This window comes from bacterium (genome assembly GCA_023135785.1).
Taxonomy (GTDB): Bacteria; CAIJMQ01; CAIJMQ01; order CAIJMQ01; family CAIJMQ01; genus CAZNJA01.
Window position 1 is genome coordinate 1 of sequence record JAGLSL010000002.1, and the last position, 15,942, is coordinate 15,942.

General features: G+C 38.5%; 17 protein-coding genes and 1 pseudogene. 9 read left to right on the top strand and 9 right to left on the bottom strand.

Annotation, left to right across the window (positions count from 1 at the left end; all coding sequences use genetic code 11):
* The 9 genes from KAS42_00220 to KAS42_00260 form a co-directional block, all read right to left on the bottom strand.
* Positions 1-733: hypothetical protein (locus KAS42_00220; GenBank protein ID MCK4904659.1), on the bottom strand; the 733-nt coding region annotated here is incomplete at its 3' end.
* Between the two features lie 31 nt (positions 734-764).
* Entirely contained in the window at positions 765-1,676 is a 912-nt protein-coding gene (gene panC, locus KAS42_00225; protein MCK4904660.1) for a pantoate--beta-alanine ligase, read from the bottom strand.
* A 117-nt stretch (positions 1,677-1,793) separates the two neighbouring features.
* Positions 1,794-2,558, bottom strand: a complete 765-nt coding sequence (locus KAS42_00230) for a M48 family metalloprotease (protein MCK4904661.1) — start codon at positions 2,556-2,558, stop codon at positions 1,794-1,796.
* Between the two features lie 221 nt (positions 2,559-2,779).
* The gene (gene folK / locus KAS42_00235; protein MCK4904662.1) at positions 2,780-3,403 is read right to left on the bottom strand and encodes a 2-amino-4-hydroxy-6-hydroxymethyldihydropteridine diphosphokinase; all 624 of its coding nucleotides are present in this window, start codon (positions 3,401-3,403) and stop codon (positions 2,780-2,782) included.
* A 122-nt stretch (positions 3,404-3,525) separates the two neighbouring features.
* On the bottom strand, positions 3,526-3,861 hold the full coding sequence (gene secG / locus KAS42_00240) for a preprotein translocase subunit SecG (protein MCK4904663.1): 336 nt from the start codon (positions 3,859-3,861) through the stop codon (positions 3,526-3,528).
* A gap of 12 nt (positions 3,862-3,873) precedes the next feature.
* Complete coding sequence (locus tag KAS42_00245; protein MCK4904664.1) at positions 3,874-5,088, bottom strand: phosphoglycerate kinase; 1,215 nt, start codon at positions 5,086-5,088, stop codon at positions 3,874-3,876.
* 116 nt (positions 5,089-5,204) lie between these two features.
* Positions 5,205-6,218 carry a type I glyceraldehyde-3-phosphate dehydrogenase gene (gap, locus tag KAS42_00250; protein MCK4904665.1) on the bottom strand — a complete coding sequence of 338 codons (1,014 nt, stop codon included), beginning with the start codon at positions 6,216-6,218 and terminating at the stop codon, positions 5,205-5,207.
* A 318-nt stretch (positions 6,219-6,536) separates the two neighbouring features.
* Entirely contained in the window at positions 6,537-7,079 is a 543-nt protein-coding gene (locus KAS42_00255) for a hypothetical protein (GenBank protein ID MCK4904666.1), read from the bottom strand.
* Positions 7,076-7,405 (bottom strand): hypothetical protein, encoded by a 330-nt coding sequence (locus tag KAS42_00260; GenBank protein ID MCK4904667.1) that lies wholly within the window; start codon positions 7,403-7,405, stop codon positions 7,076-7,078. The genes KAS42_00255 and KAS42_00260 overlap by 4 nt, the downstream gene beginning before the upstream one ends.
* A 222-nt stretch (positions 7,406-7,627) precedes the next feature.
* Between KAS42_00260 and KAS42_00265 the strand changes: the two genes are divergently transcribed.
* From KAS42_00265 to KAS42_00305, 9 genes and pseudogenes are all read left to right on the top strand, one after another.
* A complete protein-coding gene (locus KAS42_00265; GenBank protein MCK4904668.1) occupies positions 7,628-8,074 on the top strand; it encodes an RrF2 family transcriptional regulator in 447 nt (148 codons plus the stop codon).
* 78 nt (positions 8,075-8,152) lie between these two features.
* Complete coding sequence (gene cysK, locus KAS42_00270; protein MCK4904669.1) at positions 8,153-9,091, top strand: cysteine synthase A; 939 nt, start codon at positions 8,153-8,155, stop codon at positions 9,089-9,091.
* Complete coding sequence (locus tag KAS42_00275; protein MCK4904670.1) at positions 9,088-10,059, top strand: tRNA 4-thiouridine(8) synthase ThiI; 972 nt, start codon at positions 9,088-9,090, stop codon at positions 10,057-10,059. Before cysK ends, KAS42_00275 begins: the two co-directional genes overlap by 4 nt.
* Before the next feature lie 119 nt (positions 10,060-10,178).
* Positions 10,179-11,120, top strand: coding sequence for a quinolinate synthase NadA (gene nadA / locus KAS42_00280; protein ID MCK4904671.1), 942 nt, complete (start codon positions 10,179-10,181; stop codon positions 11,118-11,120).
* Positions 11,121-11,134: 14 nt separating this feature from the next.
* A pseudogene (locus KAS42_00285) lies at positions 11,135-11,626 on the top strand (iron-sulfur cluster assembly scaffold protein).
* Positions 11,547-11,768: a NifU family protein gene (locus KAS42_00290; protein MCK4904672.1), complete on the top strand. Its 222-nt coding sequence runs from the start codon at positions 11,547-11,549 to the stop codon at positions 11,766-11,768. Before KAS42_00285 ends, KAS42_00290 begins: the two are co-directional and overlap by 80 nt.
* A 54-nt stretch (positions 11,769-11,822) precedes the next feature.
* On the top strand, positions 11,823-13,898 hold the full coding sequence (locus KAS42_00295; protein MCK4904673.1) for a DUF1573 domain-containing protein: 2,076 nt from the start codon (positions 11,823-11,825) through the stop codon (positions 13,896-13,898).
* A 73-nt stretch (positions 13,899-13,971) separates the two neighbouring features.
* A complete protein-coding gene (mnmA, locus tag KAS42_00300; protein MCK4904674.1) occupies positions 13,972-15,033 on the top strand; it encodes a tRNA 2-thiouridine(34) synthase MnmA in 1,062 nt (353 codons plus the stop codon).
* 164 nt (positions 15,034-15,197) lie between these two features.
* A complete protein-coding gene (locus tag KAS42_00305) occupies positions 15,198-15,773 on the top strand; it encodes a flavodoxin family protein (GenBank protein ID MCK4904675.1) in 576 nt (191 codons plus the stop codon).
* Positions 15,774-15,942: the final 169 nt, after the last annotated feature.

Genomic DNA, 15,942 nt, shown 5'->3' on the forward strand with positions numbered 1-15,942 from the left:
TTCTTCGGTCTAAAATGTCCTCCGCAGAAAATTCTAATTGAGAAAGATGGTTTTCATATTTCTTTTTTGATTCTGCAACGAAATCCTTTGAAAAAAGGTCTCTCACTGTGACCCGATTTCGTCCCTGTTTCTTGGCTTCTATGTAATTATCAATCAAGAATTGTTTTAGATTTTGTTCTGAATCTGCAGGTGCTTCATAGGTCTTACAAGCCATTTCTGAAATTAGATATCTGTCTTCTTGCGGTATAATTTTAAAATCTAAGGGTCTTCCTCGCATTTTAATTTTTTCAGTAGGAAATCTTTTGCCTTCAAAAAAATTAATCAATTGCTCTTCAGTTTTGATATTTAATCGGTTAAATCCGTTAGTGATATGCCCGTAGTAAAGCAGAGAATCAGTATAAATTCTTCGCAATCCCCAGCGAAGATGTTGAAGTGAAATAACTTTTTCTTTATTCAAAAATCCCTCGTCATAATCTTCCAACTTATCAACAGGGTAAGAATGTTTATTAGATGCCATTAGCCAATAGTATTTAAAATAACCATATGACATTCCAGTTAGCCCAGAAATGATTAACAGTTGGTCAAGCTCAACCTTACTTAAGGATTCCTTATTGATATTTGCAAGTCGCAGAAAAACCTCCTTCTCGCCATTGCTACTTAGGAATCGTTCAAGCCCGTCACCGTCAGGATTTGAAAAAAGTTCAAAATATTTTACTATTTCGTCTTTATTCATAGAGCTAACCTTCCTTATCGTCTAAAGATATCTATTTTCTAATTACCACATTATCAATTAACCGCACTTTACCTACTTTAACCGCAAGTAATATTACCACTTTCCCAGATATTTTTTTAACGGGTTGTAGTGTTTCTGGTTCTCTTATTTCAATATAATCGATGCCGATGATTTTTTCTTCTCTTATCAGCGCCCGCATTTTTGCTTTTATTTTTTCGGCGTCGGTTAAGCCATTTGCGATGATTTTTTTTGCCTGCGTTAGCGAGCGGCAAAGAATTGTTGCGGATTTGTGCTGTTCTTTTGTCAGATATATATTTCTTGAACTTTGTGCAAGACCGTCTTTTTCTCTCACCGTTGGCAGAACTTTTATTTCGGTATCTAAATTCAGGTCTTTTACCATTTTCTTTATTATGACTGTCTGTTGATAATCTTTCTGACCGAAATAGCTTATATCCGGGCCGACGATGTTAAATAGTTTAAGTACGATCGTTGTGACACCTTTAAAATGACCCGGACGGATTGCACCCTCAAGGATTTTAGATAAATCTTCTTCTACTATGTAGGTCGAAAATCCTTCGGGGTGCACCCCATTAGAAGTCCCCATTAAAGGTGTGGCAGTCGCCTTTGGCGACCTACTTCTAACTGGGTAAATATCTTCAACGGCAGGCGCGAATATAATATCAACACCTGCTTTTTTAGCTATGTTGCTATCGCGGGAAAAATTCTGCGGGTATTTTTTATAGTCCTCTTTCGGGCCGAACTGGGTTGGGTTGACAAATATGCTTAATACGACAATATCATTTTCTTTTCGTGCTTTTTTAATTAGCGAGACATGTCCGTCGTGGAGAGAACCCATCGTTGGGACAAACCCGACGGTCTTGCCTCCCTTTTTAAGGGATTTGATTGTTAAGGTAAGCTTATGTGGTTGTTTAATTATTTTCATATAAATTTCTTGGAATAGGGCTACGGTTACGATGCCCGTTTCGTCATTGGGTTAAGGTTACGTATTTTAACGAGAAACGTAACCGAACAACGATACGGGTTTCGTTACCGTTACCCATTAACCTTGTCCCTTCGCGTATTTTCCCGCAATTTTTTCGGCTCGTTCAATTCTATCGTCAACGTGCGGATGCGTTGAGAAAAAGACGTCTATTTGCGAAGGGGTTTTTTTGTATTGTTCTTTTAATATTTTTAAAAATTGCACCATTCCATAAGGGTCGTAACCGGCTTTGTAGGCATATTTTATTCCCAGCTCGTCGGCTTGGAATTCGTCGCTTCTTGAATATCCCAAAGAAGTTAAATTGAAAGTGAGGTTTGCAAGGTTTTGTATATCTTTTTCGCTTTTACCTAAAAGTATAGTGTAAATCAGAGAGTAGCCGAGTTGTGATTCCACTCTTTTTATCGCGTGCCGCGCGTTCACGTGTCCGATTTCATGTCCTAAAACGCAGGCAATCTGGGCGTCATTTTGCGCTTCTTTTAAAAGCCCTTCGGTTACATATATATAGCCCCCGGGCAGGGCTAATGCGTTCACTTCCTTTATTTTTAAAATTTTGAATGTGTAGGGAAGATGAGGTCTGCCGCTTTTTCGGGCAACTTTTTGGCCTATATTGTTTAGATGAGCGTTTAATTGAGCATCTTTGACTAGACCATGTTGTTTTTCTAAAGAGACGGTGGCTTTCTTCCCAATCCGTATTTCTTCTTTCTCGCCGATTAATGTGTTTTCTTCTCTGTTTGTAACGGGATTATAGACGGTGGCGCAGCCGGTGAGGAATAAGGAAATAATCAAGAATAGCCCAACAATATAATAGTTTAGTTTTTTTGACATTTTTCTTATAAATCTGAAATTCTAATATCGAAACTTGAAACAAATTCAAAATTCCAAATTCCTAATGTCTCAAACTTTTTGGTTTTGGTTATTGAAGTTTTGGTCATTTGAACATTGTTTCCCCTCTGGAATTCAAAGAATTCCGAGGACTTAGTCCCTGAAATTGCTTTGCAATTTCTAGGGGGCATTTCGCATTTCGTACTTCGAATTTAAAAGTCTTTTTATTTATTATACAACACTACATTTTCTTTATCATCAACATCATTTAGTATTTGTGAAGCAGTTTTTTTAAGAAGCGGATGCAAAAAACGTGGGGCTATTTCTTTTAGAGGAACAAGAACAAAGGCCCTGTTGTGGAGTTGTGGATGAGGGATTGTAAGCCTGTTAAAAGTCTCTACCAAAGGCGTGGCATCCCGAAAGCTTTTGGGATTACTTTTAACGGGCTGAAGTTCTGGGATATTAATAATCTTTTTATTATAGAAGAGAATATCAATGTCAATTATCCTTGGCCCCCATTTTTCTGTTTTTTCCCGCCCCATTGTTTTTTCTATTTGTTTAATTTCTTGAAGTAGTTTTTCGGGAGAGAATTTTGTTTTGCCTTTTAATACGAGGTTTAAGAAATTGGGCTGGTCGGTTACACTCTTTAGCCCGTTTAGAGACCCGCCTGTCAACGAACCCACTTGGCGGGCAGGTTTATCTCTTCTAACGGGCCAAGGCGCGGTTTCATATAAGGAAGATGTTTTTATAATGTCAAAACCACTTTCTTTAAGCAGTTTTATTGCAGTTTGAATGTTTTTAAAGCGGTTGCCGATGTTTGAACCTAACGAAAGATAGACAGACACGATAATTTTTCCCTTCGTTTCACAGAAAACAGATATTGAAGGTAGAAATATATTACTTTGCTACAATGTATTTCTATTATATTTCGACATATATCTATCTATCTCCATTTTTTCTGTCTTAAATATTATTCCTGTAACGGAATTTCCTCGCCGCTTGTTGGAGCACTTGTTGAGTTAGTAGCCGGAACTGTAGTCTCTTCTTGAGTTATAACTTTATCAAGAATGGCTGATCGCCTTACTGTTTTTGTAGATAGAGATAGATACAGCGAAGTGATTAAAAATAAAATGGCAAGTCCTGCGGTAATTTTTGCAATTGGTCCCCCCGAAGAAGGCGCAAACATGCCACTGCTTCCACCTCCAAAGATATTTGCAAGACCAGCACCCTTGCCAGCTTGTAGCAAAACGACGGCTATTAGCCCCAAAGACACAATAATATGAACTGTAGTTATAAACGTTATCATAATTTTATTCCTTTACCCTGGACGAATAGGTATAGCGGTTACGCCCGGAAGTTCTCTTCCTTCTAAAAATTCTAGGGATGCGCCTCCGCCGGTTGATATGTGTGAAAATTTTCCTTTGAGATTAAATTTCTCTACAGCGCTTACAGAATCTCCACCACCGACAATAGATACGGCATTAGATTCGGCAATAGCTTGGGCAATTTCTTTGGTGCCTTTTGAAAATTTTTCCATCTCGAATATTCCCATTGGACCATTCCAGACGATTGTTTTTGCTTCTTTGATTAAAATCTTAGCAGCAACTATGGTTTTTTCTCCGATATCCACGCCTTTCCAGCCGTCAGGTATTATAGCGTCCTGAGTTTGTTTTGTTTCAGCGCCTTCTTTTATTTCCTGCTTGCCCGCCGAATCTTGTTGGGCAGGAGTAATTATATGGTCAATTGGCAGAACGAGCTTAACGCCTTTCTCTTTAATTTTTTTCAAGATTTTTTCTGCTTCCACCTTCTTTTCTTCTTCGACCAAAGAATCTCCTATATTAATGCCTTGCACTTTCAAGAAAGTATATGCCATTGCGCCGCCGATAATCAAGGAATCAACTTTGTCTAATAGATTCGTTATGACGCCTATTTTATCTGAGACTTTAGCGCCACCCAAGATAGTTAAAAATGGTCTTTCAGGCGCCTCAAGCGCTTTTGAAAAGTATTCAACTTCTTTTTTCATAAGAAACCCTACACCAGAAGGAAGAAGTGAGGCTATTCCACAAGTTGATGCGTGAGCGCGATGAGAAGTTCCGAAAGCGTCGTTTATGTAAATATCAGCTAAAGATGCCAATTGTTTAGAGAAGTCTGCGTCATCAGCCTCTTCTTCCGGATGGAAACGCACGTTTTCAAGCAAGACTACTTCGCCTTCTTTTAAGTTGCTGGCAACTGTTTTTACTTCTTCGCCTATACAATCAGATGTTGTTTTTATCTCTTTATTAAGTAAAGAAGACAATCTTTGGGCAACAGGCGCCATGCGGAGGTCTTGAGAAATCTTCCCTTTTGGTCTGCCAAGATGGGAGGCAAGGATAAGCCTTGCTCCTTTCTCAAGAGCATACTTTATGCTTGGTAATGCCGCGCGTATTCTTGTGTCGTCCTGAACCTTACCTTCGTTAAGCGGGACATTGAAATCAACACGCATAAAGACTCTTTTGCCTTTAAGGTCAAAATCTTCTATCGTTACTTTTCTCATCGCTTATTTACCCTGTTGATTTTTATTTTCACCCCGTTAGAGATTTGACAAGTTGCTATCCAAATCATTACAGAGCGATAACTGCTTATTCGCTTAAACAAATACTTAACGTTTTTTCAAATCTCTAACGGGGCAAGCATGTATTTTGCCAAATCAAGCATTCTTACCGAATATGCCCATTCATTGTCATACCAGGCAAGCACCTTAACCATTGTTTTGTCAACTACATAAGTTGAACCAGCGTCCAATATGGCAGAATGCGGATTTGCGTAGAAATCTCGCGAAACCAACGGTTCGTCACAATACTGTAATATGCCTTTTAATGCGCCGTTAGCGGCGTCTTCAAAAGCTTTGTTTATTGTTTCAACTGTTGCTTCTTTTTCTATATCACATACCAAATCTACTATAGAAACATTAGGAGTAGGAACTCTTAAGGACAAACCGTTTAATTTGCCGTTTAGTTCCGGTATAACGAGTCCGACCGCTTTGGCGGCACCGGTTGAGGTGGGTATGATATTCAAAGCAGCTGCTCTTGTGCGTCTTAAGTCTTTATGTGGGAAATCCAGAATAACCTGGTCATTTGTGTATGAATGAATCGTTGTCATAAGACCTCTTTTTATTCCGAAATTATCATTTAAGATTTTAGCAACAGGTGCAAGACAATTAGTTGTGCAGGAAGCATTTGAAACAATATTATGTTGATTCTTGTCGTATATTGTCTGGTTTACTCCCATAACAATTGTCGCATCAATGGCGTCTTTTGCAGGAGCCGAAATTAAAACTTTTTTTGCCCCTGCCGTCAGATGTTTAGAGGCGCCTTCTTTATTTGTGAATTTACCGGTTGATTCAATAACCAAGTCTATATTTAAATCTTTCCAGGGCAATGCTACTGGGTCTCTCTCGGATAAAATTTGTATTTTCTTTCCGTCAACAATGAGGTTGTTTCCGTCTGTCTTAACATCTGCAGGCATAATGCCGAAAGTCGAATCGTATTTGAGAAGATGAGCAAGCGTTTTTGCGTCTGTTAAATCATTGATTGCCACCAATTCGATATCGGGATTTTTATAACCCGCTCTAAAAACATTCCTGCCGATTCTTCCAAAACCGTTAATTGCTATTCGTATAGCCATTTTTAACCTCCTGTATTTTGAGTAAATTTTTGAATACCTGCCTGCTTCTTGCATAAGCCTGCCCGATTCGCAGCAGGTGGGCAAGCAGGCGAGAATGAAAGCGTATTATAAAAATCAGTTGGGCATATGTCAACCCCGTTAGAGATTTAACAAGTTGCGTATCAAATATTATATAGCGTGATAATTGCTTGTCCTGTTGATAAACGTTTTGCGTTTTTTAAATCTCTATCGGGGTTTATTAAAGCATAGATAGGTATTTCTATTTATGTTGCTGAACTTTCGCACATAAAGGACGGAAGGAATAGATAAAGGGAAAGGCTATTTCAATAATTTTTTAAATTCAGCAAACTTGCTTTCCATCATCTCGTTTTTGGACCAACGCCCAATTTCTCCCAAATCTATTTTGTGCTTTTTCGCAACAAGGAGCGCCTGTTCTAATGATTGCATATCATTCCAATGATAGAAAGCGGCTAATCTATCTTTGACGCATTCTGTTGGAGAAAGCAACTTTAGCTTCCAAGCCCTTCTCTTTAATTCTGATATATCTTTTACCGGCTCGCTGCCAACTGCAAGGGGCCCCGGTACAAATTCAATAAAATAATCAGTTTCCTTATGATAAAAACTCTGGCTTTTTTCAAAGAATCCAATCTCTGCTAATACATCTCGCGCATTCACCTTGTTTTTATAACGTTGAATAACAAAATCCAAATCATAGGACAGATAAGCGTTATTAGAATATATTGAAACACATGCCCCGCCTGTAAGCACTGCTTCTATTCCATTTTTGTGAAGGTGGTCTGAAACATAGAAAGCCAGTTCTACTAATGACATATCCTTGATTTCTTTATCTCTATCTCTCATAACGGTTTTCCTGTTCTTCTTGGTCTAAGCCGCGGGGTGTAGAATTTCTTTTTCTCCTCCTCTGGAATAAAATCCAGCGCTTTCTTTAATAATTGTTCCAATTCTCTTTTAAAGGGATACCTCGGATTTATTCCAAAGAGCCTCACCCTGCCTCTGGTTTTGCTGTATAAAACACCACCTCTTTCAAGGCTTAGCAATTGCTTTTGGACGCTATCAAGATTAAAGCCAAAAATCCTCACCATCTCCCTGGCATATGATTCAACATGCGTAAAAATAAAAAGTAGTATTTTCTCCTTTATTTCAGACTTGAATAATGGTTCTAACATTTTATCCCCCCTCTTTTGTTACCGATGGAATCGGTCATATGACCTATTCTATCGGTCATGATAGCAGTTTAAATATTTAGAAGTCAACCAGATGCACAAGAAAGAGACTTGGTGTTTGTAGTTATTAGAGAATTCTTCATCTAACGGGATTGACAAAAAATTAAGATATATTATAATTATCACTAAAACGATGATAATACTGTTGTTAAAGGGATAAGAGCTATGAAACTTTCTACAAGAGGGCGTTACGGGACAAGAGCTATGTTGGATTTGGCAATGCATATAGCGGAGGGAACAGTGTTGCTGAAAGACATTGCCCGAAGAGAAGAAATCTCGGAAAGATATTTAGAAAATATAATGAGAACTCTGGTGTCAAGCGGTTTAGCGATTAGCGTTCAAGGAAGAAATGGTGGATTTAGTTTGGCAAAGAAGACGTCCGATATAAAATTAAGCGAGATAATTCGGGCGGTTGAAGGTTCGATGTTGCCTGTATTTTGCATAGATAATCCAAAATCATGCAAAAGGAATGCCGCTTGTGTTACCCGAGAGATTTGGGAAAAACTGAGAACAGCAATGTTTGATGTTCTGGATTCGATAACTCTGGAAGATATGGTAAAGACGCAAAAAGACAAATTAGAAGATGGAAAAGTAGAGATGTATCATATTTAATCGGAACGCAGTTTCAAGGTCTTATGTTGAGGATTAATTTCTCCGACATAATGGCGCCGCGGACAGGGAGGAATAAATATGGCAAAGATTGCAAATAATATAACCGAACTAATAGGTAATACGCCTTTGGTAAAATTAAATAAAATAGCAAGGGGCGTAGACGCGCAAATTGTCGGGAAACTGGAATTTTTCAATCCTTGCGGGAGCATTAAGGACCGTATAGGAGTAAACATGATTGAAGAGGCAGAAAAGCAAGGGTTACTGAAAAAAGATTCCGTTGTTGTAGAGCCCACATCAGGCAATACTGGAATTGCACTTGCTTTTGTTTGTGCTGTCAAAGGGTATAAATTAATACTGACTATGCCGGAGACAATGAGCAGGGAAAGAAGAAATGTGCTTAGAGCCTTAGGCGCCGAGCTTGTTCTTACGCCCGGGAGTGAAGGTATGAGAGGCGCAATCAAAAAAGCGGAAAAAATCGTGAGAAAGAACCCAAAGGCCTTTATGCCGCAACAATTTAAGAATCCGGCTAATCCTGAAGCACATCGAAGGACGACAGCATTAGAAATTTGGGATGATACGGACGGCAGAGTTGATGTTTTGGTTGCAGGAATTGGGACTGGAGGAACGATTACAGGTATTGCAGAAGTGATTAAAAAGAAAAAATCGTTATTTAAAGCTATTGCCGTTGAACCTGCGGGTTCGCCGATTCTTTCCGGCGGTAAGTCTGGTCCTCATAAGATTCAGGGAATTGGCGCGGGTTTTATTCCAGAAGTGTTGAATCGGGGTATTATTGACGAAGTGATAACAGTAGCGAATGAAGAAGCCATGACAACTGCCAGCCGACTTGCTAAAGAAGAAGGGATATTTGCGGGAATTTCGTCAGGCGCAGCTGTTTATGCGGCATTGAAAATTGGCGAAAGAGAAGAAAATAAAGGCAAATTAATTGTTGTTATTTTGCCGGATTTGGGTGACCGTTATTTATTTGAACCTACGGAAGATAGACCTCTAATAACATGAAAGCAATAGCTCTTATTTCGGGTGGATTGGACAGCGTCTTAGCCGCGAAAGTTATATCGGAACAGGGCATAGAGGTTATTGGAGTTACTTTTATAACCCCTTTTAGCGGAGATGGCACTAGCCAGAGAGTAAAATTATTGGCGAAAATATTGAACATTGATTTAAGATTGTTGGATATATCGGCAGAATTTTTTAAGATGTTAAAGTTCCCTAAACATGGTTATGGTAAAAACCTTAATCCGTGCATAGATTGTAGAATGTTAGAACTAAGACAAGCACACCAATTAATGAAAGAGTTAGGAGCAAGTTTTGTTGTTACGGGGGAAGTCTTGGGGCAACGTCCTATGAGTCAAAACAGACAATCAATAGAGCTTATAGAAAGAGAAAGTGGAATGGAAGGGTTAATTGTTCGCGCTCTCTGCGCTAAGCTTTTCTCTCCCAGTATTCCCGAAAAAGAGGGTTGGATAAACAGGGAAGAACTCTTAGACATAGAAGGGCGTTCCCGTAAAAAACAATATAAACTGGCGGGAAAATATAATATTTCAGGTTACGGCGCCCCGGCAGGCGGATGTCTTTTAACAGACTCGGGGTTTAGTTTAAAAGTTAAAAATCTTATGAAGTCTAATATGCTTGATACTGATTTCATAAATTTAATGAAAACCGGCAGATATTTTAGTCTAAGTGATTCTTTCAAATTAGTAGTTGGTAGAGACCATAAAGAGAACTTAAAATTGCTACAACTTGCCAAAGAAGGGGACATCATTTTTGAGCCGGCGTCAAAAGGTCCGGTTGCAATCGGCCGCGGTAAGAGAGAAAATGCGGGCTTAGAAATTGCATCCAGGATAGTTGCTTATTATTGCAAAAACGGACCGGCTAATATAAACGTGAAAATTTTCCCAGAGGATAAAGAGGAAACAATTAATGCTGAGAAAATAAGCGGGGAAGAAATTTTGAAATATAGGGTATAAAAGATGTTTAGACCAAAGACCGAAGACCGAAGACTTAAAATTTTTAAAAGTCTGTAGTCTTCCCCCAACGTAATGTCGTAGTGGGGAGATTTAGTCTATTTCCGAACAAAGCGAGGAAGATGATGAACAACATCGTACAAAAAATAAAGGATCTTAAGAAAAAGAGAAAGGCGGTCATATTGGTTCACAACTATCAACTGCCTGAAGTCCAGAACATAGCTGATTTTTTGGGAGATTCTTTGGGATTGAGCCGGAAAGCGGCTGAAACGGAGGCCGAAGTAATCGTATTCTGTGGTGTTCATTTTATGGCGGAGACCGCTTCAATTCTTTGTCCTGAAAAAGTTGTGCTTATACCGGACATAAATGCTGGCTGTCCAATGGCAGACATGATTGATGTGGAGGGACTGCGTGATTTAAAGAAAAAACATCCGGATGCGGTTGTTGTGGCATATGTGAACACAACGGCAGAGGTGAAAGCCGAAAGCGACGTATGCTGTACGTCGGCAAATGCTGTTAAGATAGTGAATTCTTTATCTGCACAAAAAATCATCTTCATCCCTGATAAATATTTAGGGCAATATGTTGCAAGTCAAATTCATAAACCCGCCACTACTTCGAGGGTGGGCAAGGAAATAATTTTCTGGCAAGGATATTGCCCAATTCATGCTAGGATTTTGGCTGACGATGTCCGGGAAGTAAAAAGGGAACACCCCGAAGCTGAAGTAATAGTGCATCCCGAATGCACTCCTGATGTAATTGCTCTGGCGGATAAAGTATTCTCTACAACCGGTATGCTTAATTATGCTCGCAAGACAAAAAGCAAGGAAATAATCATTGGCACAGAAGTGGGAATTATTTACAAATTACAGAAAGACCATCCGGGCAAAAAATTCTATCCTGCTTCTAAACAGGCAATCTGTGAGGATATGAAAAAGAATAGTTTGGAAAAAGTGCTTTGGTCCCTTGAAGAAATGAAATACGAAATTAAGGTAGAAGAAATGATAAGGCAGAAAGCGAGAAAAGCAATTGATAGGATGTTGGATAATAATAGAGTAGATTGAAAGGAAAAACATGCATGCGATACAGTGAAAAAGTGATGGAACACTTTAAAAATCCAAGGAATGTAGGTGAAATAAAAGATGCTGATGGTATTGGGCATGTGGGCAATCCTGTTTGTAGTGATATAATGGAGCTTTATATTAGAGTAAAAGACAACCTGCCCGCTTCGAAGCGAAGCAAGCAGGCGGGTGTAATCGTTGACGCAAAATTCAAAACTTTTGGCTGTGGAGTTGCTGTAGCCACATGTGAAAGGCAAAACCGTAGATGAGGGGCATTGACCTTATCAAACAAAGCAGTTGCGGAAGCGCTTGGCGGATTGCCGCAAATAAAAATGCATTGTTCTATGTTGGCTGAACAAGCATTAAAATCCGCTATTGATGATTATTTAAAGAAAAAGCCCGCCAAAATCGGCGAGGAGAGGAGAAAAAATGAAAGAAAAAGTGGAAAAAGCTTTAAGCAAAATACGACCGGCATTGCAAGCGGACGGAGGAGATGTAGAATTGGTTGATGTTAGCGAAGATGGAATCGTAAAAGTAAAACTTACGGGCGCTTGTAGCGGATGTCCTATGGCTCAAATGACATTGAAAAACGGCATTGAAAGAGTTTTAAAAGAGGAAGTCCCGGAAATAAAAAGCGTAGAAGCGGCCTAAAACTTTTTAGGTATACGCTTATAATTTTAAAAACTTGGAAAAAGGTAATTAAAAGTGAAAAGGTTAGTGATTTTTATTATTGCGTTTTTTTATCTTCTTGTATTTCCCGTTGTGTCTACATGCGCCGAAGACGTAAAAACTCCAAATATCTCTTTTTTGGAAACCATATTCGATTTCGGGTCTGTATATCAAGGAGAAGATGTAACTCATGCTTTCAAATTCCAAAATGTCGGTGATGAGACCTTAAAGATTGGTAGAGTTCGGGCCTCTTGTGGATGTTCAAAGGCAGAAGCCTCTGATACGGAAATTGCTCCAGGAGCATTTGGTCAAATAGGGGTTACTTTCCGAACAGGAGGTTTTATAGGGAAACAAACCAAGATTATTCATGTCAGTTCCAACGACCCTCTTAATCCTACTATAAACCTTAAACTGAAGGGAGAAGTCAAGGTTGAGGTTGAGGTTAAGCCTCTAACTCTTTCGTTTAAGAATGTTCCCAAACACAAACAAGTCACTAAGCAATTTGAAATAATCCAGAGGGGAGAACAAGAACTTATAATCGATAAAATAACAATTGATAAAGAGTATTTAAAATTAGACGGCGTTGAGAAAAAAGAACGATGGGGGAAAAACGTTTATTCAGTAAAAGTTACGCTGGATAGCAATGCTCCCGTGGGATATTTACAAGGGAGGATTGATGTTAGCACAAATCTGGAAAGACGGAAAACTATTTTGGTAGGAGTGCAAGGGAAGGTTTTGGGAGATATAAAATTATCCCGTGAGCGCATAGACTTCAATGTCCCAGCCGGCACAAAAAAAGCATCATCCGTTGTTATATCTACAAAAGGCGATAACTTTGAGGTCTTAAGAGTAGAAAACAACATAAGATATCTTTCCGCAGAAATAATTACTCTGGAGAAATTTAAAAAATATATGATTGATTTTAGTGTAGCGTCAGAAGTTCCTCCCGGTCCAATCAGAGGAAACGTGAAGGTATACACGAATTGCCCTGGCGAAACTGAATTAACAGTCCATATCTTTGGTCGGGTAGTAGAAAAAACAATAGAGATTGGTTATTTCTTTGAAAGAGGCTGTTTGGACTGCGATAAGGCGCACGGGGTTTTACAATCCGTAAAATCAGAAATTCCATCTGTGGTGATTAAAGAATATAACATAAGCACTCGAGAGAATATGCAGCTAAATGAGACATTATGCCGGATATGCGGCGTCCCCGAAGAAAAACGCCTAATAGCTCCGACAATTTTTATAGGTAAAGATTTTTTGATAGGGGAAACAATTACAAAAGAAAAAATCGTTGAATTGATTGGGAAATATCCGAAAGGTTCGTCTCTGCCTTTAACAGAAGCTACCGAGAAAATAGATGTTGCGGAAGGCAGTATAGCGGAAAGATTTCAGCAGTTCGGTATTCTCGCCATAATAGGAGCAGGATTAATGGATGGGATAAACCCCTGTGCCTTTGCAACAATAATATTTTTCATTTCTTACCTCGCAATTTTAAAGAGAAAGGGAAGAGAAATCATCATCGTAGGTATTGCTTTTACATCAGCATTATTTATCACATATTTTTTGATCGGCATAGGAATATTTGAATTTTTAAATTATTTGTCTTTCCTTGAAACTTTCACCAAGTTTATATACGGGATTGTGGGAGTATTTACATTAATACTTGGGATATTGAGCCTATTAGATTATTTTAAGTGCAAGAGAGGAAAAGCCAAGGGAATGTGGCTGCAACTTCCGGATTTCTTAAAGAGGAAGATACACTCTACCATCAAAGAGCATGCAGGCTTGAGAAGATATGTCTTGGCAGCGTTTATTACCGGCTTTATAGTTTCAATATTAGAATTGTCATGTACAGGGCAGGTATATTTGCCAACGATTGTTTACGCAACAGGCATTAGTGAATACAGATTCGTTGCCTATACGTATCTTCTAATATATAACTTTATGTTTATCGCGCCGCTTATTGTAATTTTTATATTGGCATATTGGGGCACAACCGCTGTCCGTTTAAGCGATATTTTGGGTGGGAATATTGCTCTAATAAAACTTCTAATGTCTATTCTGTTCTTTATCCTTACCGTATTCTTGATAATGATGCTTATTGTCTAACTTCTCACCTGCCCACTCTGTAAATGGGAAATAAGAGCACTGTAGATTTACAAAAACTACCGGATTTAGATAAATGTTGAGCAAAAAAAGAGTCGTGGTGGCTATGAGCGGGGGAGTAGATTCTTCTGTAGCTGCGAGTTTATTGGTAAAAGCGAACTATGAAGTTATAGGGGTAAATTTAAAGCTCTTTGGTATGGAAGAGCATGGACGAGGTTGTGGTAGCCAAGGCAGGGAAGATGCTCGAGGCGTTTGTCAAAAACTTGGAATTCCGTTTTATTCGTTTGATTACAGAAAAGAATTTAAGGAAAAAGTCATAAAATATTTCTACTCGGAATATGCAAGAGGAAAAACTCCTAATCCGTGTATCATATGCAACGAAAAGATAAAATTCGGCGCGCTTTTTCGTAAGGCGAAATCTTTGGGCGCGGATTATATTGCCACAGGGCATTATGCTAAAGTTGGATATGATAGGAAAAACGAAAGATATCTTCTAAAAAAAGGCAAAGACAAAAAAAAAGACCAGTCATATTTTCTTTTTCCTCTATCCCAAGAACAATTAGAGTATACCCTTTTTCCGCTTGGCGATTATACGAAAGAAGATGTCCGTAAGCTTGCAAAAAAAATCGGCTTAAAAACTCATGATAAATCCGCAAGTCAGGACGTGTGTTTTGTTCAGGATTGCGACCTGCAGGAATTTTTAAGAAAGCATCTCAACGATGCCTGCAAAGATGGTTTAATAGTAAACAATAAAGGAGAAGCGATTGGGAAGCATCAAGGTATCGCTTTTTATACTGTTGGGCAAAGAAAAGGGTTGGGGTGTCATAAAAAACCGATGTATGTTATTCATATTGTTCAGCAGAAAAATGTTATAGTAATCGGTGAAGAGAAAGAACTATATCAAGACACTCTGACAGCAAAAAACCTAAATTGGATAGATATAGAAAAATTAACAAAGCCGTTAAAAGTAAAAGCCAGGATAAGATACGGAAGCAAAGAAAGCGAGGCGGTAATTTCTTCTACGGATAAAGATTTGGTAAAAGTGAAATTTAATAAACCTCAAAGAGCCATTACTTCGGGGCAGGCTGTTGTGTTCTATAACAAAGATAAGGTTATTGGCGGTGGATGGATAAAGTAACCCCGAACCATGTGGGGTTCGGGGTAAGAACTAAAATGAAATATCAAAAATTGAAATACAATGGAAATATGGTTGAAATATGGTTGAAATACATAGCCAAAAGACAATTTATCTCAATATATTTCTATGTATTTCAACGTATCTCTAAAATATAAAATATATTTATGAAAATAATCGGTATATCGGGAAGTCCCAGAAGAGGTGGAAATACAGAAATCCTTTTGGATAAAGCATTAGAAGTTGCCAGAAGAAAAGGAGCTAAAACTAAAAAAATTATACTGAATGAGCTTAAGTTTTCCCCCTGTCAAGAATGCGAAAATATAAGAAAAGACGGGGTTTGTATTATAAAAGACGACTGGCAGAAGGTGTTTTCGGAAACAAACAAAGCGGATGCGATAATCCTTGCCTCCCCCATATTTTTCGGAAGTGTTTCAGCGCAGACGAAAATGTTCATAGATAGGTTCCAGTGCCTATGGCTTGCGAAGAATATTTTTCAAACCTATAAGGCAAAAAAGAGAAAAATCGGCGCTTTTATATGCGTAGAGGCATCTGATAGAAAAGACTTTTTTGAAAATGCAAAATCAATCGTGAAGAATTTATTTGTGACTATCGATACCGACTATAAATTAGAACTCTTATGCTGCGGTATGGATAGAAAAGGAACAGTCAAAGAAAAGTTGGAATACTTAAATAAAGCCGCTGAAATAGGGGAAAGGATTGTTGCTCGTAAATCTCCTTGACAAAAATAATAATTGTGGTAAAACCAAATAAGTAATAAGTTTTCCCTGTAAAAAAGTTACCGCTGTAAGGTGGTGGAGATTCACCATGCGTAAAGAACAATTATTCCTACGAATTTGTTCAAAATTCAATCTCAACACTTCTTTTTATAATCCTAAAAACAGGAGGCAA

What these genes read in the sequence shown, in the direction of transcription:
- cysK (MCK4904669.1), top strand. Translation starts at nt 8,153, where the DNA reads ATGGCAAAGATTGCAAATAATATAACCGAACTAATAGGTAATACGCCT.
- secG (MCK4904663.1), bottom strand. Translation starts at nt 3,861, where the DNA reads ATGATAACGTTTATAACTACAGTTCATATTATTGTGTCTTTGGGGCTA.
- KAS42_00230 (MCK4904661.1), bottom strand. Translation starts at nt 2,558, where the DNA reads ATGTCAAAAAAACTAAACTATTATATTGTTGGGCTATTCTTGATTATT.
- nadA (MCK4904671.1), top strand. Translation starts at nt 10,179, where the DNA reads ATGATGAACAACATCGTACAAAAAATAAAGGATCTTAAGAAAAAGAGA.
- panC (MCK4904660.1), bottom strand. Translation starts at nt 1,676, where the DNA reads ATGAAAATAATTAAACAACCACATAAGCTTACCTTAACAATCAAATCC.
- KAS42_00245 (MCK4904664.1), bottom strand. Translation starts at nt 5,088, where the DNA reads ATGAGAAAAGTAACGATAGAAGATTTTGACCTTAAAGGCAAAAGAGTC.
- mnmA (MCK4904674.1), top strand. Translation starts at nt 13,972, where the DNA reads ATGTTGAGCAAAAAAAGAGTCGTGGTGGCTATGAGCGGGGGAGTAGAT.
- gap (MCK4904665.1), bottom strand. Translation starts at nt 6,218, where the DNA reads ATGGCTATACGAATAGCAATTAACGGTTTTGGAAGAATCGGCAGGAAT.
- KAS42_00260 (MCK4904667.1), bottom strand. Translation starts at nt 7,405, where the DNA reads ATGTTAGAACCATTATTCAAGTCTGAAATAAAGGAGAAAATACTACTT.
- KAS42_00290 (MCK4904672.1), top strand. Translation starts at nt 11,547, where the DNA reads ATGAAAGAAAAAGTGGAAAAAGCTTTAAGCAAAATACGACCGGCATTG.
- KAS42_00255 (MCK4904666.1), bottom strand. Translation starts at nt 7,079, where the DNA reads ATGAGAGATAGAGATAAAGAAATCAAGGATATGTCATTAGTAGAACTG.
- KAS42_00265 (MCK4904668.1), top strand. Translation starts at nt 7,628, where the DNA reads ATGAAACTTTCTACAAGAGGGCGTTACGGGACAAGAGCTATGTTGGAT.
- KAS42_00275 (MCK4904670.1), top strand. Translation starts at nt 9,088, where the DNA reads ATGAAAGCAATAGCTCTTATTTCGGGTGGATTGGACAGCGTCTTAGCC.
- KAS42_00305 (MCK4904675.1), top strand. Translation starts at nt 15,198, where the DNA reads ATGAAAATAATCGGTATATCGGGAAGTCCCAGAAGAGGTGGAAATACA.